The organism is Stenotrophomonas panacihumi (assembly GCF_001431645.1).
Lineage (GTDB): Bacteria > Pseudomonadota > Gammaproteobacteria > Xanthomonadales > Xanthomonadaceae > Stenotrophomonas_A > Stenotrophomonas_A panacihumi.
The window spans coordinates 51,735-75,288 of sequence record NZ_LLXU01000076.1; the positions used below are offsets into that span (position 1 = coordinate 51,735).

Genomic DNA, 23,554 nt, shown 5'->3' on the forward strand with positions numbered 1-23,554 from the left:
GAGGGGTGATTGCATGCACCGGGTTCGTAGGCGGCGTCTCTTTCTTCTTGTCCCCGTGCTGTGGGTGCTGGGCGGCTGCGACAAGGTCCAGCTGGCATGGCGGGAGGACGTGCAGCTGCAGGACGGCCAGCGCCTGGAGGTGGCGCGCACGGCAACGGGCAAGCAGCGCTCGGAGCTGGGCGGGCCCAAAAGCTGGGAGCAGAGCGAGATGTCGATCGCCTTCGAGCAGCTTCCCGCGGGCGTCACCCAGCCCCCCGCCTGGCGTGACGCCTACGTGCCGATGCTGATCGACTATGCGCCGGACAAGCGCACCTGGTCGCTGGTCGCCGCGTTCTATCGCTGTGAAACCTGGTATGCGCTCGGGCGACCCATGCCGCCCTACGTGGCTTATCAGTCCGTCGACGGCCAGCCATGGCAGCGCGTCGCGCTGGACGAACGCTTGATTGGCCGTCCGGCCAACCTGCTCACCGGCCCGCGCTCGGATGGCGAGCCCAAGCGGGTGACGATCGAAGAGAAGGAGAAACGCCGTCGCGGTGCCTCCCCGTTGTTCCGGGAAGTGCTTCGCCAGTGGGGTAGCAAGGAAGAGAACTTCTGCAGGCCGGGTTGAACGGCAAGCGCCTCGCCCCTGACGAAGGGCATATTGATGCCCTTCCACAGGCTCGGCCAGACTCGGGGAGGGGGAGGCACCTGTGCCGGAACCGGTCATTCCCAAGGAGACCTTGTCTTGTCATCGAGTAAATCCCATTCCCGCGGCGCCGTGCTGGTGCTGCTGAGCGGCCTGGCTTTGGCCGCGCCGGCGTTCGCCGCCTACGACGCGCCGCCGGAGAACCTGCTCAAGGTGCTGAAGGCGCCGCCACCGCCGACGCCGAGCGTGGACCCGACCGGCCAGCGCATCCTGCTGACCACCAGCCAGACCTATCCGTCGATCGAGCGCGTCGCACGTCCCTACCTGAAACTGGCCGGCGTGCGATTGGAGCCTGCCAACCGCAGCCGCCACGACACCCGCGCCGGTTACGGCATTCCGGCCTGCGTGGCCGAGTTCGCGCTGGTGGATGTCGCCAGCGGCAAGCAGACGCCGGTCGCGCTGCCCGAAGGCGCTTGCCCCGGCGCCGCGCAGTGGTCGCCGGATGGCCGCCAGTTCGCGTTCCAGAACGTGACCGCCACGGCGGTCGAACTGTGGCTGGGTGATGCCGCCACCGGGCGCGTGCACAAGGTGCCGGGGCTGGCGCTCAACCCGATCTTCGACGCCGCGGTGCAGTGGCTGGATGGCAGCAAGACCCTGCTGGTGAAGAAAGTGCCGGACAACCAGGGCGCGCCGCCGGCCAGTGATGCCGCCGGGATCGGCCCGAACATCCAGCAATCGCTGGGCGGGCAGGGCGAGAGCAGCACCTACGAGGCGCGCGATCTATTGACCAGCGCGCATGACGAAGCCTTGTTCGCCTGGTACGGCAGCTCGCAACTGGCGGTGGTCGATGCGGCCAGCGGCAGCGTGCGCAACGTCGGGCAGCCGGCGATCTACACCGACGTCAACGGTGCGCCGGATGGCGTGCATGTGCTGGTCGAGGCGATCAAGCCGCCGTACGCACACACCGTCACCTACCAGCGTTTTCCGCATGACGTGGCGGTGCTGGATGTCGCCGGCGGTACGTCGAAGCTGATCGCCAGCCTGCCGCTGGCCGACCGCGTGCCCGTGCACGGCGTGCCCGAAGGCCCGGTGAACTTCGATTGGCGCGCCACCGCGCCGGCCACGCTGGTGTGGTCCGAAGCATTGGACAAGGGTGATTGGAAGGTCGAGGTGCCACATCGCGACAAGGTGATGAGCTGGAAGGCGCCGTTCAGTGGCAAGCCCAGCGAGATCGGCCGCACCCGCCAGCGTTTCGTCGGCTACGCGTGGTCGCCGCAGCCGTCGATGGCGTTCCAGTACGAGATGGACGAGAACCGCCACTGGCAGACCGTGCGCATCGTCGACGTCGACAAGCGTGGCGACGAGGGCAGGGTGTTGTGGGACATGTCCAGCGACGAGCTGTACAAGGACCCGGGCAACTTCGTCTACCGGCGCCTGCCCAACGGCGCATCGGTCGTGCGCATGGACGGCGATGCGGTATTCCTGCGCGGGCAGGGCGCCTCGCCGAAGGGTGACCGTCCGTTCCTGGACAAGCTGGAGCTCTCGTCGCTCAAGAGCGAGCGCCTGTTCCGCAGCGGGGAAGACGATTACGACCAGTTCCTGGCGTTCTCCAGCACGCCCGGGGCGTTCCTGACCTGGCGGCAATCGTTGCTGGATCCGCCCAATGCGTTCGTGCGCACGCTGGGCGAGCGCAAGGCCGACGCCGCCGAGGGCGAGCCGCGTTACGCCTTCACTGGTACCCAGCTGACGCAGGTGGCGGATCCGACGCCGGAAGTGCGGCAGATCAAGAAGCGCCTAGTGACCTACAAGCGCGCCGACGGGCTGGACCTGTCGTTCACGCTGTACACGCCGCCGGGCTGGAAGGAAGGCGAGCGCCTGCCGGCGATCCTGTATGCCTACCCGGCCGATTTCGCCAGCAGCGAACAGGCCGGGCAGGTCAGTGGCAGCCAATACACGTTCACCCGGCTGCCGTATTACCGTCTGATGCTGCTGGCGGGCTACGCGATCATCGACAACGCCAGCTTCCCGATCGTCGGCGACCCCAAGACCGCCTACGACACCTATCTGGAGCAGCTGGAAGCGGACGCCAAGGCGGCGGTGGACAAGGCCGTCGAGCTGGGCGTGGTCGACCGCAACCGCATCGGCGTTACCGGCCACAGCCACGGTGCGCTGATGACCGCGAACCTGGTCGCGCATACCGACCTGTTCAAGGCGGGTGTCGCCACCAGTGGCTCGTACAACAAGACGCTGACGCCGTTCGGCTTCCAGAACGAACGCCGCTCGGTGTGGGAAGCGCCGGAGGTGTACCGCAAGGCGTCGCCGTTCTTCTTCGCCGACAAGATCAAGCTGCCGCTGCTGCTGGTGCATGGCGATGACGACGCCAATCCGGGGACCGAGCCGGTGCAGTCGGTCAAGTTGTTCCAGGCGATCCGTGGCAACGGCGGTACCACCCGGTTGGTGATGCTGCCGCACGAACCGCATTGGTACACGGCGCTGGAATCGAATGAGCAGGTCGTGTACGAGATGCTCAACTGGTTCGATACTTATGTGAAGAATGCGCCGGCGCAGAAGTAGGCGATCAGGTGGTGCAGGTTTCAACAGGGCGTGGCCGTGAGGTCACGCCCTTGTTGTTTGCCTGGAAGCGCTGCCTGATGACGTCTTCCGGGTTAAACATAATATACATTATGCGAAATTGCATGTCGGGCTGGTGCGGCCCGTTGTAGGTGATCGTAATTAGTGTCCCCTGACCACAATTAGTGCTTGTCGTTGTTGTACGCGGTGAAGTCTGCCCAGTACACGCGCTAACCATGCTCATTTGACGCGGACAATTATGCCCACCGCCATAGGTCTGCGTTCAATTGTCCCCACCGTCAACGTGGACCGGCCAGAGTTCCGTAGACACTCAGTTGCCGCTTTGCGCGTAGCGCCATTCGAACTCTACCGGTGACACCCCGCCAGCGGAACCGTGCCGGCGGATCGGGTTGTAGAACATCTCGATGTAATCGAACACGTCCGAGGCCGCGGTGGCCCGGTTCGGGTAGATCCGCCGCTTGATCCGCTCCTTCTTCAAGACGCTGAAGAAGCTCTCGGCCACGGCGTTGTCGTGGCAGTTCCCACGGCGGATCATGCTCGGCACCATCCGGTGCGCCTTCAGGAACGACTGCCAGTCGCTGCTGGTGAACTGGCAGCCTTGGTCGGAGTGGACCAGCACGCCCGGCCCCGGTTTGCGCCGCCACGCCGCGGCGACCAGCGCCTGCAGCACCAGATCGCTAGTCATCGTCGGCGCCGTGGCCCAGCCGACGATCTGCCGCGAGTACAGGTCCATCACCGCTGCCAGGAACAGCCAGCCTTCGTAGGTGCGGATGTAGGTGATGTCGGTGACCCAGACCCTGTTCGGCGCCTTCGGGGCGAACTCCCGGTTGAGTACGTTGGCCACCACCCCCACGGGACCGCCGCGATGGCGCGGCTTGCGGCCGTAGCCGACCTGGGCACGCAGGCCTTCGGCCTGCATCAGGCGTCGCACCCGGTGCCGGCTACAGGTCTCGCCGGCTTCCCGCAGGTCCAGGGTGATCTTGCGGTAGCCGTAGACCCCGCCGCTGGCCAGCCAGTGGTGCTTGATCAGGCCCAGCAGGCGCTGGTCTTCGCGCTCACGGACGCTGGTACCGTGGCGCACCCAGGCGTAGTACCCGCTGCGCTGCACGCCCAGCACCCGGCACATCGCCACCAGCCGGAACTCGCGGGCATGCGCACGCATGAACGCGTACTTCGCCTTCACTCCTTGGCAAAGTACGCGGCGGCTTTTTTTAGGATGTCGCGCTCCTCGGTCACCCGCTTGAGCTCGGCCTTGAGCCGACGCACTTCGGCCGAGTCGCTCGCCACCGCCGGGCTGGCTGCGGGAGCCGCCTTCTTTGCCGCCTGCACCCAGCCATACAGGGTGTGCTTGGGGATCCCGATCCGCGCGGCCACGTCCACCACCGTGAAGCCACGCTCGAGCACCTGCTTCACTGCCTCGCTGCGGAACTCAGCCGTGTACTGCCTGTTGTTGCTCATGGACACCTCGGTCATTGCCATGAAGTATGGCTCCTAGGTGTCTACAAAAGCCTGGTCGGTCCATGCAGCCAATTTCGCCAACCGCATAGACGAGGATAAGCGCGCCAGCAACATCACCAGGACCTGGAACAGGACTATCCAATTGCGAGGCGATTCCGGCTTGCGCACCACGCTCTGCCGCGACCTCACCGAATCTCTATGGGACCGAGTCTGGACGGATCGCGAGGCGTGGCGTGGCGTGGCGTGGCGTGGCGGGATATCTATAACGAGGAATGACCGAATAGTGAAGGGATGAAAACCCCCGCGAAATTCGCTCGAGAGCGCAGGTCCCAAGCGAATCCACGCGCGCCAACAGAGGCCAGAATTCTCGACTGATGATCTACTCCCGGACACGTCTGCTGTCGCCTCGAGTCATGGATAGCGCCCGCGAGTGCTCGGATGTTCACTAAGGTACGTGCGCTGATAGAACTTCAAATTCTAAATTTTCATCTAGTTCCCATATTCGAATTGCCAACACCAAATCGCTCAGTCCCTCCTCCTCAGTGTAGAGATCGATGAAGACATCCCAATAAAGACCCATCCACAAGCAAACCGACGTCTCCCACGCCTCGACCGGCAGCTTTGTCAGTCGCCGACCATACTGCTCAATACCCTTTCTCAACCTCTGCGCGTCATCAAGAGGCTGACTTCGCACGCATTCGATACCGACGAGCTGAAAATTCCCGCAGACCAGAGAATCAACGATCTTTTCAATGGTAGACCTCCAAGCAGGCGGAACTGGTTGCTGCAGGCTTTCATCCTTAATCAATCCAGTAGATTCATTCATTCGTTAGCCCCCAGAATGCAACTCTTTGTGACACTCAATGCAAACTTCCGCGTGATTTTCTGGCACAGATGGCCCGCCATCCGCATGGCGATCAATGTGATGCCCAGCAGAGTTACTCGCATCAATCTGCGTGCCACATCCGTTCGCGCACTGCCCCCCTTGCTCAGCTCGCTTGGCCTCTCGCTCAGAAGAAGAGAAATAGCGCTTCGGATCACGCTCAGACTTTGCAACCGAGCCTGGACCGGTAGGAGGCTTTGGGAGTTTGCCTTCGGCCTTTGCCGCTGCATTCGCGGTCTCGGTAGCGTGAGCTGCCCCCTCGGCGACATGGACAGCAGCCTCCGCACCATGCTCGGCAGCACGAACAGCAAGACCAGCACCCGTAACGCCAGGAATTACAGTCGCAAGGGCGTCCGCACCGAGCGCTGCCATATTAGTGGGAGTGGCACCCTCGGTCGCAATTGAGTATACGTCATAGGCTAGGAAGCCGATATCAACAACTGTGTCAATTATTCGACCATCCGGATCCTTAAATTTGTAGGGGTTGTTTGCGCCATAGCCGAAGCGATTCAAGTTCCAACCATTGGTCGCATCTACCGTCACTGGATCGTTAGATAGAAAGCGACCCACCATCGGATCGTAATAGCGCTGCTGCATGTAGGTCAGCCCAGTTGCCGAGTCCTCTACATGTCCAGCAAACCCTGGGCCATCTGTCGGCCCATGGGAAATCGGCGCGCCATATGGCTCGTACGCCTGTCGCTCGACTACAACGCCCGATGCATTGGTCGCCACCGTTGGTGATCCCAGTGCGTCGGTGTGGATGTACTCCACGGTAGTCATTTGGGCCGACGCACCCGTGGCAAAGCCGAACCACACCAGACCCGCCCACATGACGTTAGTGATGGTGTTCCTTCCACGCGCCCATCGACTCATTCGCCTTCTCCTAGTCCGAAACCTTGCATGCTATTCGCCTGAGCCGCTGCCGCGGCACCTAGATCACCCAGGTCTTGGAAACCCTGCGTGTAGGGCGGCGAGGAGTAAGCAGAGCACCCACTCGCATTGCACGCCCTAACCACGTGCGAGGGCGCACAGTAGTTAGCATTCGCCGCACTAATCGAAATCAGCGGCCCGCTGTACTGAACCAACCCGTTTGAGGCCACAGCCAAGTCATAACTCGTCGCGCTTGCGCTCGCCGTCCACTGCACTTCGCATCGGATCTTGGTGTTCTTGCCCTCCTTCCATTGATACTTCACCGAGCTGGTAATCGTCGGTGTCGGCGGTGGTGGCGTGACGCTGATGGTTCCGGTGTTCGAGTAGCCGCTACAGCCCGCCGCGTTGCAAGCCTGCACGCGATACGCATAACTACCCTGCCCCACGCCACTGAAGCCGCGCCCGGTCGATCCATCATCCTGGATCAATCCCCAGCCACCACCGTTCGCGCTCTGCTCCAGGCGATAGTTCACCGCCATGGCCACCGCGTTCCAGGTGACGCTGTAGCTACCCGTCGTGCTGCTGGACGGCACGCTGAGTGACGGTGCCGCGGGCGGTTGAATGACACCGACGGTCCCTGTACTGGAGTACGGCCCACAGCCCGCTCCGTTGCAGGCCTGTACCCGATAACTGTAATTGCCCGTCGCTTTGCCCGAGAAGGGCTGGCTGGTACCAGCAATCTCGGTCACGAAAGTCCATGCTCCGTTGTTGGCGCTCTCTTCCAGTCGATAGGTGTCCGCGCCGCTGACCGTCGACCAGCTGACCGAGTAACTTCCCCCCAGGCTCTGGCCCGGCACCGAGATCGACGGAGCAGACCCTGGCGGGTAGTACGCCTGGGTGCTGGCCGTGGTAGACACAGGTCCGCAGCCAGCCGGGTTGCACCCACTCACGCGGTAGGCGTACGTGCCGGCGGCACGACCGCTATAAGCGGCCGACATCGAAGCCGTGTTCTGCACCGTTGTCCAAGCGCCGCTGTTGACGCTTTCCTCGAGCTTGTAGGTGGAAGCGCCGGCAATGGTTCCCCAGCTCACGGTGTAGTTGCCGTTCGGCGCCTTCGCCGCCACTGTGACGCTGGTAGTGGCCGACGGCGGCAGCTGCACAACCGTGCTACCCGGTGCGCTCCATGTACTACAGGCCCCGTTCTGGCAGGCACGCACCTGATAGGTGTATGTCGCCCCCGTCTTGCCGGTTGCGGCCCACGACTGGGCCGCGCCGGTATAGACCCCCGCCCAGGCACCGCTGTTGACCTTCTCCTGCAGTTCGTAACTTGTCGCTGACAGCACGGCATTCCAGCTAATGGTGTAGCTGCCGTTGTTGCTGTAGGCCGGCGCCGTCAGCGTCGGTGCCACGGGCGCCACGACCGTGGTGAGCTTGGCCACCAGGCTGCCATTGAGCTGGATGTACTCGAAGTTCTTGCCCTGGCGCTCGTTCTGCTGGCGGCGTAGCGCCCCGTCCTGGCCATACATCGAATAGATCTTGCCGCCACTCACTAGGTCGGTGGACACCACGCGACGGCCCTGGGCGTCATACCGATAGGACTCCTTGCCGGTGGCCGTGCGCAGGCGATTGCCGACGTCGAAGGCGAAGCCCTGCCCGTTCTTGTTGCTCAGGTTGCCCTGCACGTCGTAGCTCAGGCCGATCGTCGTGGCACCGGCGTCGTTGCGAATGTTGCTCAGGCGATTGGTGGCGTCGTAGACGTAGTTGTACTGCTTGACGCCCGTCAGCTTGGCGCTGCGCAGGTTGTCCAACACGTCATAGGTGTACTTCATCACCCCGTCGCCGCCGAACGAGGTCGAGGTCGCCTGCGTGAGGCGGTCCAGGCCGTCGTACTGCATCGTCCTGTCACGCCCATGATCCAAAGCGTCGATGATTTTGGCTACATTCCCGACTTCATCGTAGAAGTAACTATTGTTGAGTGCGCCACCATCCGTGACCTCGGCCGGAAGCTGGCGAGCGTTCTGCGTCATCTTGTGCACGATGCCGTTGCCGTAGGTGAACTGCTTCATGCCGCCATTGGGGTAGTAGCTGACACCCGTGGCGTACGTTCCGGCTTGCGTCGGTTGGCCCAGGGCATTGGGCGCATAGCCCACGGCCAACCCGCTGGGATAGGTCAGGCTCGCCAACGCCCCGTTGGCGTCGTAGCCGTATCCCATGCTCCAGTTGAACGTCCCCACCTGGCCAGTCGTCTCCGCGGTCAACAGGCGGCGCTTGTTATAGGTGTAGGTGTTGACCGTCTGCGTGGTGCCGGCGTCGTTGTTGGTGACGATCTGCGATGGCTTGCCGTCGTTGTAGTACGTCCAGCTCTGGTTGCCGTTGCCGTCCGGGAAGCTCAGGGTCTTCAGCCGGTTGCGGGCATCGTAGGTGCGATCCACGCGGCGGCCGGAGTCATAAGCCGACTGCGCGTCGCAACTGGCCGTACCGGTCAAGGTGAGGCCGGCGGCGCTCCAGATCACGTTGCCGGCAGCGTCATAGCCCGTGGCCGTCGCGCCCGTCTCCGGCTCGACCGTCTTGCACAGCTGCTGATAGCCGTCGTAGACGTAGCTGCGCGTCACCTTCGTCGTGCTGTCAGCATTGCGACGCACGATGGACGTCGGCTTGCCGAACAAGTCGCGCGGGATATCGGTATAGGCGCCTTCCGGATGCTGGATCCACACCGGGGTTTTGTAGTCCGGCTGGTCGAATACCTGGTAGCCGGTCACGGTGACCTGTCCGCGCGGGTTGGTCACGCGGGTCTGGTTGCTGCCCGGATACTGGGTGGTAGTGGTCAGCAGACCCAGCTCGCTGTCCTGCGAAACGGACGTGGTGCGCCCCAACGCGTCGTACTCGGTCCAGTTGCCGGTGGTCAGGGCATCACTGGTGCCAGGATAGGAGGCGAAGACCTGCCGCCCCTCTTCGTCGTAGGCGAAGCGCTGGAACCGCTGCGTGCCCGTAATGTTTGCGTTGTCGTACTCGCGCGTGACGATCGGGCGCCATAGCGCATCGAAATAGGTTTCCTTGCGCGCATTGCCGGTCGAGACGGTCTGCCGCCAATGGCCGGCGCCCAGGCCGTACTCCGTGCCGCTGACCTGCGCGAAGGCCTGGGTGGTGCTGTTCCAGGCGACGGTGTCGCTGGTGGGATAGGCGATGCTGGAAATACGCCCCATCGCATCGTAGCCGTAGTTGCTGACGTAGCCGTTCTCGTCGGTCACCGACGTGATCCAGCCATTGTTGTCCACCACCGCCGACATCGTGGTGTTGTCGGCATAGGTGATCGACTGCGGGCTGCCACGCTTCCAGCTGCCCAGCGTGGTGACGTGGTTGGCGCCGTCGGCCACCGTGGCCACGGTGCCATCTGCGTTATAGGTCAGCGTCTGCTGGAGCTTGCCAAAGGCCCACACCTGGGAAGGCATGGCGCTGGCGTTGTAGCTGGTCTGCGAAGCCACCAGGCCGGTATTGCTGTTGGTGACCTTGGAGGGCTGGTTGAGAATCCACTTGGCGGTGTCGTCGTAGTAGTCGGTCACATCGGTGCGCGAGTACCACGGGCTGGCCTTTGTGACGCTGACCGGCCGCGCCAACGTATCGAAGCTGTTGGTCGTGCTCTGGTAGCTGGCGCCGTCCTGCTGGATCACCGTCCCCGTCTCGGGCAGCACCTGTGCCGAGCTCGGATCGTCGCCGTTGTAGATGATGCCGTAGCGCGGTGCGAAGGATTGGGCGGCGGCCTGGGCGGTCGTCATGTAGGTCGTCGCGCTGGTGCTGACGACATTGCCGGCCGCATCGAGCGTGCTGCTGCCCAACAACTTGCCTTCGTTGAAGGCGTACTCGAAGCCGTAGCGATACTTGATGCGGGTCTGGTCCGGATTGACGACCACCACTTCTTTTTCGGTCGCGCAGGTCGTGCAGGGATAATTGGCCGCGGTTCCTGAGCTCCCCCAGAGCCCCTGATAGCCTCCGCCGTAGCTGTAGGTCCACTGCAGCGGCGTCGCGATGCCAGGACCGCTGATGGTCTTGCCCGTCAGGGTCATTACATCGAAGAAGTTCGGAACGCCCAGCTCATAGTAGTAGTTGTTCTCCGGAACTCCGCCCTCACCATTCGTGTTGTTGACTCGCTGCAGGCACTGGCTCATGTGTACGCCGCTGCGGTAGTGGCGAACATTCGAGAACACAAAGCTGCCCGTCGCACCGCTCGGATGCGTTGCGGTCAGCGTGAAGTTCCAACCCGTCTCCGGGGGCTGCTCCGCGCAATTGGACGTGGAGTTTCCATCCCACGTAACGGCCGAGGGATCCAACGCATTCGAGTATCCGTAGGTCCACTTGCTGCTGTCTGGCAACGTAACGGACGTCAAACGGGTCTGCGTGCCGCTCGCGCCCGTTACCGAACCATATCCATAGGACCAGGTTCGGCCGTTTGCGCTGGCGGAGGTGAGGTCCATCCCGCTGTAGGTCAGCGTGATTTCACGTCCGTCACTGGACCAGATGCGAGTCGGATGACCGTTCCCGTCGTACTGGTACTGCACCCAGTTTCCGAAACGGTCTTCGACCTTCGTAGCCAGTAAGTAGATCTTGGTGCGGCTAGCCTGCGCTGCGCCGCCGAGACCAAGCGACTTGCGCATCGTCCCGGCGAGCCGGCTAACGGCCTGGTCGAAGGAGTAACGCACGCCATCGGTCGTGCTGACCCGGAAGCCTTCACCGGTCAGGCCAGAGACCATCGGGATGCAGTCGATGGCGTCGCGCTGGCTCGTGGTCCACTTGCGCGTTACGCCATCGGAGGGCTTGGGCGTATTGCTCTCCAGACCCAGCATGGTGCGGTCGCCGCCGCCCGGGATATGGATGCTGTTGCCCTGCCAGATATCCGTCAGCGAGAAGCCGCCCGGCACCGTCGGCACCATGGACACGCTGCATCGGGTATCGGCCCAACTGCTACCACCGCTGGCGAAGGTGCCCGAGATGTAGGGCACATCCACGTTCCAGCCACCCGCGCCTTCGAGGTTAGCATTGAACGAGGTGGCGCTGCCCGTTAGGTGCAGCTCGACACTGAAGTTCCGGGATAGGCGTACCGGCAAACCGTTGTTACCGGGCAGATCGATGTCTGTCACCGAGAAGTCGGTCTTGCCGTTATAGAGGCTGACGCTGTCGCCGAAGAGATTGTTCTTCAGCGCGGTCATGTTCTGGGCCGCCTCGATACGCTTTCGGTATTCCTGGTATGGCTCGACCGCGCTGACCTGGCCCACCCACGCGCACAGCGCTACAGCCACGCCGATACGGCGCAGCCAAACAGCTTCCCTATTCAACCCCTTTCTCCTCGTGCCCCTTCAGGGGCTCCCCGGACTACGACATTGCAAGTTCGCTGGACTCACGGTCCCTAGTTACAAAACTGGACTAATCGCCAAGTCAGCTAAGTGATCGTTCAATTTTGCCAGAAGAGCGAAGCGCTGCGCACGGGCGTCAATGCACATTTTCGGCAAGTTTCGCCTGACCTTTGATTGGCCCCCGCGACACTTGCCGCCCCAGGTCCCGCTATCCATGCATGGCGCCAGTCACCCTTCCTCTGGGCGTGTCCAGCACCCCCGATAAACATACCTAGTCCCGCTTCAGGATCGACAAGGTGATGCAATCAAGGCTTCCGAAGGGTTGGCAAAGGAATGGTTCGGCGCGGGCCGTACTCGATGGGCTAGCCGTTCGCACGGCTCATCTTGACGAACGGAATTCCCACGATCACATTGAGCAGAACGAAGATCAGCACTGCAAGTAGTGCCAGCTTCGCATCTGGGAAACTGCTTCCGATCACTCCCATCGCCACGCCCGGGTGGCGGGTGGCCGAGGCGAGCGCCAGCGCGGCGCGGGTGCTGCGGTACGGCCCACCCAGCAGATAGCCCGAGGCCAGCCCGGCCACAATCACCAGCGACATCGCCAGCAGCGTGCCACCGCCGACCGCCAGCCACAGCTTCGGCACCAGGATTAACAGTGCCCCCGCGGCACCGATCAGCAGCAGGAAGAAGCCAACGCGGGAAATGAGGTGGGAGGCACGCTCGGCGCGCGGGCCCAATAGCCTCTGCGCTACCAGGCCCAGCAGCATCGGCGCGAGGATCGTGACGGCGAGCGTTCTGGCAATGCCGGAAGTGGAGACCGGGAACTCACGACCGAACAGTCGGCCGACCAGCGGTAACGTCAGCGGCATCAGCACCAGCGAGATCACCGCGGCGGACATCAGCAAGGCGATGATATAGGCACCCTCCCCGCCCGACTTGAGCTGCTTCTTGGGTAGCAGCGGTGGCACCGGCGAGAGCGAGAGCACCAGCAGTGCCAGTTGCGTCGCCGGTGGTGGCTGCACCAGCCATATCGTCGCCAGCGCCATCATCGGCACCACGACGTACATGGAGAGCAGCGCGCGTAGTGCCGCGCCAGGATGGCGCACGAGGTACAGCAGGTCCTCGGCGCGGGCACGCATCGCCAGGGCCATGGCGCTGAGGACCACGCTGACCACGATGACGAGCTTCATTGCCATCAACAACGACATGGCGATTCTCCGTGGCTGGAATGCCAAGGCAGCCGGGTCAGCCGGCGGATACCTCTACAGTGACGCCGTGAATCGTGCCGTCGAAGCGGAAGGGACGGCGATCGAAGTAGTCCGGCGACACGGGCGAACCCAGGTCCACCCCTACCCCGAAGGTCTCGCTGGCGGAAAATGCCAGTGGCACCGTGCGCGCAACCGCGACCCCGGCGACCACCTCACCATCGACTTGCAGCGTGACGGTCGCCGGCCCCATCGGCTCGGCCGATTCGAAGCGCGTCTCCACCGTGACCACGTGCCGGCCCGCCGCCAACGGCTGGCGGCTGCGCGCCTGGTAGCGGTCCAGGATCAGCATGTTGTACTCATAGACGAGCATGCCCTTGTCCATGAACAGGCTGACGCCGCCGGAGAAGCCGCCCAACGCATAGAGCACGCCCGATGCCTGGTCGCCGGCGGTCAGTTCAATCTCCACCACGCTGTCCTGCTTGCCCAATCCTGGTGCCGTGAACTCGGGCATCCGAGTCACCGATTCGTCGAATCTCCAACGCGTATAGGGCGATGCGATGCGGTCTTCCGGATGCAATCGCAGCCACAGTCCCGCGCCCACCGGCCAAACCAGGTTGTTGCGCGAGACCTCCTTGAACAGGGCCTTGAGTTCCTCGACTTTGGTTGGCTGCACGGCGGCCAGGTCGTGGGCCTGACTGAAATCGGTGCGCAGGTCGTACAACTCCCAGGGCTCGGTAGCCATGTCCCAGCCTTTCAGGCGCTGCGCGGTACTGGGCGTGTCCCAAGGCACGAACGGGCCGAACGCGCAGGCGTACCAACCATCGGCGTAGATGCCGCGGCTGGCGTTGTTCTCGAAGTACTGCACCGTCTTGCGGGTCGGCATGCCCGCGTCGTCGAAGGTGTACAAGAAGCTGGTGCCGTCGATCGGTTTCTGGTCGAAGCCATCGACGCTTTCCGGCGCGGGAATCCCGATGGCCTCGTAGATGGTCGGGACCACGTCGTTGACGTGATGGAACTGCGAACGCAGCCGTGCGTCGGGCTTGATGCGAGCCGGCCACGAAACCGCCATCGCGTTGCGGGTACCGCCGAAATGGCTCGCCACCAGTTTGGTGTGGTGGAACGGCGTATTGCCCGCCCAGGCCCAGCCGGCGTGGTACATGTTGTCGGTCCTGGGCGAACCGAGCACCGGCAGGCCGCCAAGTTTGTCGAGCGCGGCCAGCTGTTCGGCCACGGTATTGGGAATGCCGTTCTGCGCCAGCAGTTCGCTGATGCTGCCGCGCTGGCCCTCGGCGCTGGAGCCGTTGTCGCCAAAGATGTAGAGAACCAGGGTGTTCTCATGCCTGTCCAGGCGCTCCAGCTCGTCGAGCAGGCGGCCGACCTGCGCATCGACGTGTTCCAGGAAGCCGGCAAACACCTCCATCAGGCGGGCCTGGAAAGGTCGCTCGGACTCGGGGATCTCGTCCCAGCCCTGCATGCTGTCCGCGCGTGGCGTCAGCGTCGCGTCGGCGGGGATCCAGCCCTTGTCCTTCTGGCGCTGGAACACCCGTTCGCGATAGGCATCCCAGCCGTCGTCGAAGCGACCCCGGTAGCGGTCCGCCCATTCCTTGAAGATGTGATGTGGTCCGTGTGCGGCACCAGGTGCCCAGTACAGCAGGAACGGGGCGTCCGGCGCGTAGGCCTCGTGCCTGCGCAACCAGGTGATCGCCTTGTCGGCAAGGTCTTCGGAGAGATGGTAGTGCTCGTCGTGCGGTGGCTCGACGGGATTGGTGTTCTCGTATAGCCGCGGCTCCCATTGCGAGGTCTCGCCGGCGATGAAGCCGTAGAAATGCTCGAAGCCATGCCCGGTCGGCCAGCGGTCCAACGGCCCCATCGCGGTGGTCTGGTCGGCCGGCGAGTTATGCCATTTCCCGAATGCGGCGGTCTTGTAGCCGTAATGGCGAAGCACTTCGGCGATCGTGGCGGTGTCTTTGCCGATCACGCCCGTATAGCCGTCCCAGTCGACCGCGCGCTCGGCGATGGTGCCGGAATGGACGCGATGATGGTTGCGCCCGGTGAGCAGCGCCGCACGCGTGGGCGAGCAGATCGAGGTGGTGTGGAAGCAGTTATAGCCCAGGCCGGCCTCGACCACGCGGGTGAAGTTGGGGGTATGCACTTCGCCGCCGACGGTATCGGCCAAGCCGAAGCCGACATCGTCGAGCAGCACGATCAGCACATTCGGCGCGTTCTCAGGCAGCCGCCTGGGCCGCTCGCGACGATGGTGGGTGGACTCGACGAGCGTATAGCCGGCGGTACTCGCCGAAGGCGTGGGCGGGAACGGCAGCACCGCCCCGTTCGCTGTGGATTTCTCAGACATCTGCCTCGATCTCCGGCGCCTTCATTGCTTGCGTAGATAGGCCTTCATCTCGGCCTGCTGGTCGACCGTGGCCTCGCCACTGACATCCACGATCACCCGCTCGAGCTGCCCGGCATAGCGGAACGGTGGCTCGTACTCGGGGTTGACCGGCGCACCGCTGTCCTGGCCGACCAGCATTGCCCCGCCCTGCCCTAGGCGGATCGGCACGGTATACGGCAGCTCGCCCTTGGCGATCGGCTCACCGTCCAGCAGCAGGGTCACCCGCCCCGGCACGCCTTTTCCGTGCTTGATGTCCGGCTTGCCCGTCGGCTCGAACTGCATGCCGAGCAGGTGGCGACCGCTGGGCAGCGTGTCGTTGGCCTTCACGTAGAAGTAGTCCAGCGCCAGGTAGTTATGCAGATAGCACAGGCGGTTGTCCTGCACGTAGAACGTGAACCCGCCGTCGTTGCCACCAAAACTCAGTAGTACGCCATCGCCGCCCCCATCGGGAATATCCACTTCGGCCACGAAGCTGTGCGGACGATTGAGGGTCTTCGGCGCCGCGGCGGCGACGATCCCCTGGGTATTCGGATAGAGCGTATAGCGATTGAGATTCTCGGCGACCCGCGGGCGCTCCAGCGCGATGCGCTGGGTGCCGCGACTGTCGATCGGCAGGACATGGTACTTGCCGGCTTCGACGTACCAGGTGGCTATCATCGAGACGACGCGCGCCGGATTGTCTTTGGCAACATTGCGTGCCTCGGCAAAGTCTTCGTCGAGGTGGTAGAGCTCCCAGCCATGCGCGTCGAGTTCGTCGAGCATGTCATGGGTGATCTCCACGCCGAAACTGCGCCCGGATTCGGTGAACGAGGTGCCTGGCCATGGGCAGACCGCACGCCAGCCGTCATGGTAGATCGAGCGATGCCCCATCATCTCGAAGTACTGGGTGAGATGCACTTGTGGCGCGGCGGCATCGGTGAAAGTGGACAGCAGGCTGACCCCGTCGATCTGCGATTGCGTGACGCCACGCAGCGAAGCGGGTGCCTCGATGCCGAGGGCATCGAGCGCCGTGGGTACCATGTCGATGAGATGGCAGTAGTGCTTGCGAATCTCGCCCTTGGCCTCGATGCGCTTCGGCCAGGTGACGATGAACGGATCGGAGCTGCCACCCCGATAGGTCTCCCGCTTCCAGCGACGGAACGGGGTATTGCCGGCGTGGGTCCAGCCCCAGGGAAAGTGGTTGAAGGTGGTCGGGCCGCCGATCTCCTCGATGTGCTTCAAGCCGTCTTCCACGGTGTCGGCAACGTTGTTGAAGAAGCGACATTCATTCACCGATCCGGTCGGGCCACCTTCAGCGCTGGACCCGTTGTCCGACACCAGCATGATCAGGGTGTTGTCATATTCCCCAATCTTCTTCAGGAAGGCGATCAGTTCACCGATGTAATGGTCGGTGTGCTCCAGGAAGCCGGCGAATACCTCCATCATCCGCGCATACAGGCGGCGCTCGTCGGCAGATAGCGCGCTCCACTGCTGAACGTCTGGATCATCCGCCGGCAATTGCGTATCGGGCGGAACGATGCCCAGCGTCTTCTGGCGTGCAAACACTTGCTCTCGATAGGCCTGCCAGCCTTGGTCGAACGCGCCCCTGTAGCGGTCCGCCCATTCCTTGGGCACATGGTGCGGCGAATGCATCGCGCCGAGCGCGAAGTAGCAGAAGAACGGCTTCTGCGGTGCGATCTGCTTGGCGTCGGCGATGAACGCCTTGGCCTTTTCGACCAGGTCGGGCGTCAAATGGTAGCCCTGCTCCGGCGTGGCCGGCGCCTCGACCTGGTGGTTGTCATGGACAAGCTCCGGATAGTACTGGTGCGTGTCGCCCCCGAGAAAGCCGTAGAACCGCTCGAAACCGCGCCCCAGTGGCCAGCGATCGTATGGTCCGGCCGCCGTATTGGTTTCCTCCGGCGAAAGATGCCACTTACCTACGCAGTAGGTGTTGTAGCCGGCCTGCTTGAGGATTTCAGACAGCATGCCGTTCTCGAACGGCATGTAGCCATCGGTGCCGGGGAACCCGGTCGATCCGTTGGACAGGCAGCCCATGTGGTTGGAATGGTGGTTGCGGCCTGTCAGCATCGATGAGCGCGAGGGTGAACACAGTGCCGTGGTGTGCATGTTGTTGTACAGCAACCCATCGGCGGCCAGCGCGTCGATATTCGGCGTCCTGATCGGGCTGCCGTAGCAGCCCAGGTGGCCGTAACCGGTGTCGTCGAGGACGATGAACAATACGTTCGGCGCGCCCTCACGTGGACGCGCCATCTGCGGCCAGGCGGGAGCGGAAACGTCGGGGGTGCGGCCGATGATGCCCGGGAAAGGACTCCCAGGGCGGTACTCCGTGAGTGGCATGTGATATCTCCGGAGGGTTGTTCAACAAGCTTTTTCATCATGTGCCGTGACTGCTCCGCACCGGAGCGCGCTGCACGGGCCTACCCGGCAGTATCGATGCGTGGCCGGCGGCCGTCTTCCGTATTCCTACTGGCCACCATGAATTATCCGGAAGCTTCCGAAGCGACGCCTCCGTTCTGTCATGGCCAGTAAAAGTACTGACGATGACGCTCTGCCCGAGCGTCAGAATCGATGCCACTGACAGCCCCACAGGTCCCGATGATGAGCATGAACGTCGATCGAAGCGCGCTGCCCATGCCCGAGTCACCGTTCGGTGGAAAGATCGGTCCCACCTACAAGGAATCCACGGCCGAATGGCCAGCCCTGCCGGCGCCTCCCAAGGGTGCGCCGAACGTGGTCATCATCCTTCTTGACGATGTCGGCTTTGGACAGGCCTCCACCTTCGGCGGACCGGTGTCCACGCCGGCACTCGACAAGCTTGCCGCGGCGGGGTTGCGCTACAACCGCTTCCATACCACGGCGATCTGCGGTCCTTCGCGTGCTGCGCTGATTACCGGCCGCAACCACCACAACTGCGGATCCGGGTTCCTGGCCGAATGGGCGACGGGGTTCCCGTCCTACAACTGCATGATCCCGCAGAGCACCGCGACGATCGGCCGGATCCTGAAGGACAACGGTTACAACACTTCTTGGTTCGGCAAGAACCACAACACGCCGGACTGGGAATCGAGCATCGTTGGTCCGTTCGACCGCTGGCCGACGGGGCTGGGCTTCGATTACTTCTATGGCTTCATCGGCGGCGAAACCCACCAGTACTACCCGGTGCTATTCGAGAATACCAAGCCGGTCGAGCCGGACCGCTCGCCCGAAGAGGGTTACCACTTCATGACCGACATGACCGACCGGGCGATCGACTGGCTGCGCTACAGCAAGTCGGTCAACCCGGACAAGCCGGTGATGCTCTACTTCGCCCCGGGTGCCGCGCATGCACCCCATCACGCCCCAAAAGCGTGGCGCGAGAAGTACACCGGCCAGTTCGATCGCGGCTGGGACACCGTGCGCGAGGAAACCTACCAGCGCCAACTTGCCGGGGGAATCATCCCACCTGGCACCGAGAACACGCCGCGCCCGGAATGGGTAAAGCCGTGGAACTCCCTGAGCGCGGACGAGCAGCGCCTGTACGCGCGCTTCATGGAGAACTTCGCCGGCTACCTGTCGTTTGCCGACCACGAATGCGGGCGGCTGATCGACGCGATCTCGCAGCTGCCGGACGCTGACAACACGTTGATCTTCTACATCGTCGGTGATAACGGCGCCAGTTCCGAAGGCGGCTTCACCGGTACGGTCAACGAAGTGATGAACCTCAATGGTTTGCCTTCCAACCTTGAAGACAACCTCAAGGTCATCGACGACATTGGCGGGCCGGACACCGAGCCGCATTATCCGTTGGGCTGGGCATGGGCCGGCAACGCGCCGTTCCAGTGGGTCAAACAGGTGGCCAGTCACCTCGGCGGATCGCGCAATCCAATGGTGGTCTCGTGGCCCGCGCGGATCACCGATGCCGGCGGGTTGCGCGGCCAGTTCAGCCACCTCATCGACATCCTGCCGACCGTGCTCGACGTGGCCGGCATCCCTGCCCCGGCCACCGTCAACGGCATCGGACAGAAGCCCATGGATGGCGTTTCGCTGGCCTCCACCTTCGCCGACGCCGGCGCGCGACCGGTGCGCGAGCGGCAGTACTTCGAGGTGTTCAGCAACCGCGCGCTCTACGACCAGGGCTGGATTGCCTGCGCCCAGCACACCTTCCCGTGGCGCCAGGATTTCGCGCCGGGCAACTGGGACAAGGACAAGTGGGAGCTTTACCACCTCGACGAGGATTTCAGCGAGAACAATGACCTGGCCGACCAGCATCCGGATAGGGTCGAGGCGATGAAGAAGCTATTCGATGAGGAGTGCCGCAAGTACAACGTATTGCCTCTCGACGATCGTGGTTCCGGACGGCTCACCGAACCCAAACCCGCACCGGGCGGCGCCGATCCTAATCGGCGCAGTTTCACTTACTACCCCGGCGCAGTGCGCCTAGCCGAGACCGCCGCGCCGAACACCAAGAACCGCTCGCACCGCATCGACGTGCGTATCGACAAGCCCGGCGAGGGCGTGCTGCTGGCGGAGGGGGGGCAGTCGGCCGGTTTCGTGATCTACGTGAAAGATGGTGTGCCGACGTATCACTACAACTTCTTCGAAATCGAGCGTACCTCCATCGCCTCGTCTAGCAAATTACCCGACGGGCCGAGCACGGTGTCCTTCGAGTTCCGTTACGACGGTGACGGCGCCGGCAAGGGCGGCGAGGCGGTGCTGATCCTGGATGGCAAGGAGGTCGGCAAGCAGCGCATCGAGCGCACCGTGGCGGGGCGCTTCGGCATCGACACCTTCGGCGTGGGCTGCGATACCGGCTCGCCGGTATGCAAGGAATACAAGCCGCCGTTCGCCTTCACCGGACAGATCGGCAAGGTGGAGATCGTGCTCGGCGATGCAGGCCTCAGCGAGGCCGAAGAGCGGGAGCTGCAGGCCAAGTTCCACGCGGGTATCAACTACTGAAACTGCTTGCGTCGTCTTCAACGACCGGGCACTAGCGGAGCACGCATCCATGACAAGCAAGAAGCCGCAGGCCAAGCCGGAAGTATCCAGCGCCAAAACGCCCAACGTTCTGCCACGTCCGGATTTCAAGTTTTTGGGCGAGGTCGGCCGGACCTACATGGAATCGGACTCGCCGCAGTTTCCGCAGCCCATCGAGGCACCCGCGCAGGCGCCCAACATCGTGTTGCTACTGGTCGATGACTGCGGTTTTGGCCAGTACAGCACCTTTGGCGGCGCGATCCCATCCCACACGATGGACAGGCTGGCGGCCGAGGGCCTGCGCTTCAATCGCTTCCATACCACCGCACTGTGCAGCCCCACGCGCGCGGCGCTTATCACCGGGCGCAACCACCACTCAGCATCGTTTGCCGGTATCACCGAGATCGCCACGGGTTATGACGGCTATACCTGCGTATTGCCGAAAAGCTGCGGAACGATCGGCGAAGTGCTGCGCCAGAACGGCTACATGACCGCGTGGATCGGCAAAAACCACAACACGCCGCCGTGGGACACCAGCCAGGCGGGGCCTTTCGACCGCTGGGCCAATGGCCTGGGCTTCGACTATTTCTACGGTTTCAATGCCGGTGACATGAATCATTGGAACCCGATCCTGTATGAGAACCGCAATCTCGTCCCGAAATCGACCGACCCGGATTACCACCTCACCACTGATATCGCCGACAAGGCCATCGCCTGGGTCCGCCAGGCGAAGAGTCTCGCCGCTTCACGGCCTTACATGCTCTACGTGGCAACCGGCGCCACCCACGCGCCACACCACATCTGGAGCGAGTGGGCTGACAAGTTCAAGGGCCAGTTCGATGCGGGCTGGGACAAGTACCGCGAGCTGACCCTGGAGCGGCAGAAGAAGCTGGGCGTGGTGCCGAAGGACACCAAACTGACCACGCGCTCAAAAGGGTTGCCAGCTTGGAGCTCCCTCAACGCAGACCAGAAACGGCTGTATGCCCGGATGATGGAGGTGTTCGCTGGCTACGCCGCCCACTGCGACCATGAATTGGGGCGCGTGGTGGATGCCTGCAAGGCACTTCCCGGTGGTGAAAACACCATCTTCATCTACATCGCCGGCGACAACGGCGCCAGCGCCGAGGGCGGCATCGAAGGTTCGCTTTGCGAGAACCTGTTCTTCAACGGCATCAGCGAGAAGTGGCAGGACAACATCAAGGTCATCGACGAACTGGGCGGTCCAAAGCACTTCAACCATTTTCCCGCAGCGTGGGCGCATGCAATGAACGCCCCTTTCCAATGGACCAAGCAGGTGGCATCCCACTTCGGCGGAACCCGCAATCCAATGATCATTTCCTGGCCAGCCAGGATCAAGGACAAGGGTGGCCTGCGCAGTCAGTTCCTGCACACCATCGACCTGGTGCCCACCCTGTATGAACTGTGTGGGATCACCGCGCCGCGCGAGCTCAACGGCATAGAGCAGAAGCCAATTGAGGGTACTAGCTTCGCCGCCGCGCTCTGGGATCCCAAGGCTGCTGAGACTCGCAGGACCCAGTACTTTGAACTTGGCTGCAACCGCGGCCTTTATCACGACGGCTGGATGGCTTCCTCGCCCTCGTTCGTACCGTGGGATCCCAACCGTGCCAACTGGGACCCGGACACCGCGCCGTGGGAGCTTTACAACATCGATGAGGACTTCTCACAGGCCAATGACCTGGCGCGCAAGCACCCGGAAAAATTGCGTCAGTTGCAGGACTCCTGGTGGGTGGAGGCTGCCAAATACCATGTCTTGCCGTTGGACTGGCGCGGCACCGAGCGTTTCAACTCCGAGGCGATGGGCCGGCCCAGCCTGGTACGGGGGCGCGAGGAAATCACCTACTACCCAGGAACGATCGGCGTACCCGACGCAGCATCGCCGCCCATGCTCAACAAGTCGTGGACGATCACCGCGGACATCGAAGTCCCCAAGGGCAAGGCCGAAGGCATGATCGTCACCCATGGCGGCCTGGAAGGTGGCTATGGATTGTATCTGCGTGATGGCAAGCCAACGTTCGTCTACAACTTCCTGTCGCAGGAGCGCACCACGTTCGCTGCGGAACAGGCGCTACCTCCCGGCAAGACAAAGCTGGTCGTTGACTTCAAGTACGACGGAGGCGGCGTCGGCAAAGGCGGCACCATTACGTTGAGCGCCAACGGCAAAGCCTTGGCCAAGGGGCGTCTCGAGCGCACCGTTCCCGCTCAGTTCTCCCTGGGCGAAGGGCTGGATATCGGCATGGATATCGGCTCGCCGATTGACTTTACGTACGAGCTGCCTTTCGTTTTTACCGGCACTATCAAGCAGGTACAGATCAGATTGGGGAAGATCGACGTCAGCGGAAAAGAGAAATCGCCGGCAACGAAAAGGAGCTCGTCGGCGTCGAAGGCAACCAGGCGATAGCGCTAGGCTTCTCCAATGGGTTACTTAGCGAAGAACGTGGACATGACTGATGCTCCTGCCAGGTTACAGCCTCGATAACTTGACCTAATCATGGGTTGGCGCGCAGACACGCGCGAGATCCCAAGTTGAAAGTAGTGGATCGGCCAGAGTTCCGTAGACCCTGTTCCGCCGCTCTGCGCTTAGCGCCTCTCGAACTCTACCGGTGAAACGTTCCCGGCGCCGGCACGAACACCATTTCAATCCGGCCGGATAACGGCCAACACAGGAGGTGTGCCTGCGATGTCGCCGGTAACTGCTCCTGCAGCAGTCCTGGTTTTTGCTGGGTGGACCGCTAATTGAATCTCTTCCATTGTCGGCACACGTTTGACGTGCCACCTGATCAGACGCAGACCCGCGTCAGAGAGGGCCTTTTCCTTGTCACGGTCAGCCTTCTGACGACTGGGCCGGCCGTGAGTGGCGTCATCCAACTCGATGACCGCAATGATCGAGAAGTCCTTGTGGCACACGACGAAGTCGGCGCTCTTTTGGTTGATCCTGTTCAGCCACTCTATGCGTCGGTTGCCTTTCTGGATGCCCAAGAATCGGGAGAGTTGGACTTGAGCAAGAACGACGTCACCCGGGAGCGCTTCAACCAATCTCCAATAGAGCGCTTGCTCAGGGCCACTAAGAACCCGCTTCCCGTACAGCGGCCACTTCGATGCAACACTCTGGCGTCTAGAGAGTGCAGCAGTAATGGCGAAAGCAAGCGCTGCGAAAACTACGAATGCCGCCAACACGACAATTTTCAAGGGCATGACGCTTCCTCCTCC

General features: G+C 62.9%; 12 protein-coding genes. 4 read left to right on the forward strand and 8 right to left on the reverse strand.

Annotated features, from left to right (window positions below):
* Positions 1–55 precede the first annotated feature (55 nt).
* Both ARC20_RS09310 and ARC20_RS09315 read left to right on the forward strand, forming a co-directional pair.
* The gene (locus tag ARC20_RS09310; protein ID WP_057646503.1) at positions 56–607 is read left to right on the forward strand and encodes a hypothetical protein; all 552 of its coding nucleotides are present in this window, start codon (positions 56–58) and stop codon (positions 605–607) included.
* A gap of 117 nt (positions 608–724) precedes the next feature.
* Positions 725–3,199 (forward strand): S9 family peptidase, encoded by a 2,475-nt coding sequence (locus tag ARC20_RS09315; protein WP_057646504.1) that lies wholly within the window; start codon positions 725–727, stop codon positions 3,197–3,199.
* A 328-nt stretch (positions 3,200–3,527) separates the two neighbouring features.
* Here the strand turns inward: ARC20_RS09315 and ARC20_RS09320 are convergent.
* The 7 genes from ARC20_RS09320 to ARC20_RS09345 form a co-directional block, all read right to left on the reverse strand.
* Positions 3,528–4,675, reverse strand: a protein-coding gene (locus tag ARC20_RS09320; protein ID WP_181360122.1) for an IS3 family transposase whose coding sequence is annotated in 2 segments (ribosomal slippage) — positions 3,528–4,423 and positions 4,423–4,675 — 1,149 coding nt in all. Because the reading frame shifts where the segments join, the coding sequence is not laid out codon by codon here.
* Between the two features lie 445 nt (positions 4,676–5,120).
* On the reverse strand, positions 5,121–5,501 hold the full coding sequence (locus ARC20_RS18310; protein WP_146165795.1) for a DUF7668 domain-containing protein: 381 nt from the start codon (positions 5,499–5,501) through the stop codon (positions 5,121–5,123).
* 3 nt (positions 5,502–5,504) lie between these two features.
* Positions 5,505–6,431 (reverse strand): RHS repeat-associated core domain-containing protein, encoded by a 927-nt coding sequence (locus ARC20_RS17965; protein ID WP_108143317.1) that lies wholly within the window; start codon positions 6,429–6,431, stop codon positions 5,505–5,507.
* On the reverse strand, positions 6,428–11,719 hold the full coding sequence (locus ARC20_RS09330) for an RHS repeat domain-containing protein (protein ID WP_237642550.1): 5,292 nt from the start codon (positions 11,717–11,719) through the stop codon (positions 6,428–6,430). Before ARC20_RS09330 ends, ARC20_RS17965 begins: the two co-directional genes overlap by 4 nt.
* A gap of 416 nt (positions 11,720–12,135) precedes the next feature.
* Entirely contained in the window at positions 12,136–12,981 is an 846-nt protein-coding gene (locus tag ARC20_RS09335) for a bile acid:sodium symporter family protein (protein WP_146165793.1), read from the reverse strand.
* Between the two features lie 37 nt (positions 12,982–13,018).
* On the reverse strand, positions 13,019–15,334 hold the full coding sequence (locus tag ARC20_RS09340) for an arylsulfatase (RefSeq protein WP_057646506.1): 2,316 nt from the start codon (positions 15,332–15,334) through the stop codon (positions 13,019–13,021).
* Positions 15,335–15,355: 21 nt separating this feature from the next.
* Complete coding sequence (locus tag ARC20_RS09345; protein WP_057646507.1) at positions 15,356–17,710, reverse strand: arylsulfatase; 2,355 nt, start codon at positions 17,708–17,710, stop codon at positions 15,356–15,358.
* A gap of 261 nt (positions 17,711–17,971) precedes the next feature.
* Between ARC20_RS09345 and ARC20_RS09350 the strand changes: the two genes are divergently transcribed.
* Both ARC20_RS09350 and ARC20_RS09355 read left to right on the forward strand, forming a co-directional pair.
* Positions 17,972–20,308, forward strand: a complete 2,337-nt coding sequence (locus ARC20_RS09350) for an arylsulfatase (protein ID WP_202595435.1) — start codon at positions 17,972–17,974, stop codon at positions 20,306–20,308.
* A 49-nt stretch (positions 20,309–20,357) separates the two neighbouring features.
* On the forward strand, positions 20,358–22,745 hold the full coding sequence (locus tag ARC20_RS09355; RefSeq protein WP_081418119.1) for an arylsulfatase: 2,388 nt from the start codon (positions 20,358–20,360) through the stop codon (positions 22,743–22,745).
* 236 nt (positions 22,746–22,981) lie between these two features.
* Here the strand turns inward: ARC20_RS09355 and ARC20_RS17970 are convergent, their stop codons facing one another.
* Positions 22,982–23,539, reverse strand: a complete 558-nt coding sequence (locus tag ARC20_RS17970) for a DUF2726 domain-containing protein (RefSeq protein ID WP_081418120.1) — start codon at positions 23,537–23,539, stop codon at positions 22,982–22,984.
* Positions 23,540–23,554 lie beyond the last annotated feature (15 nt).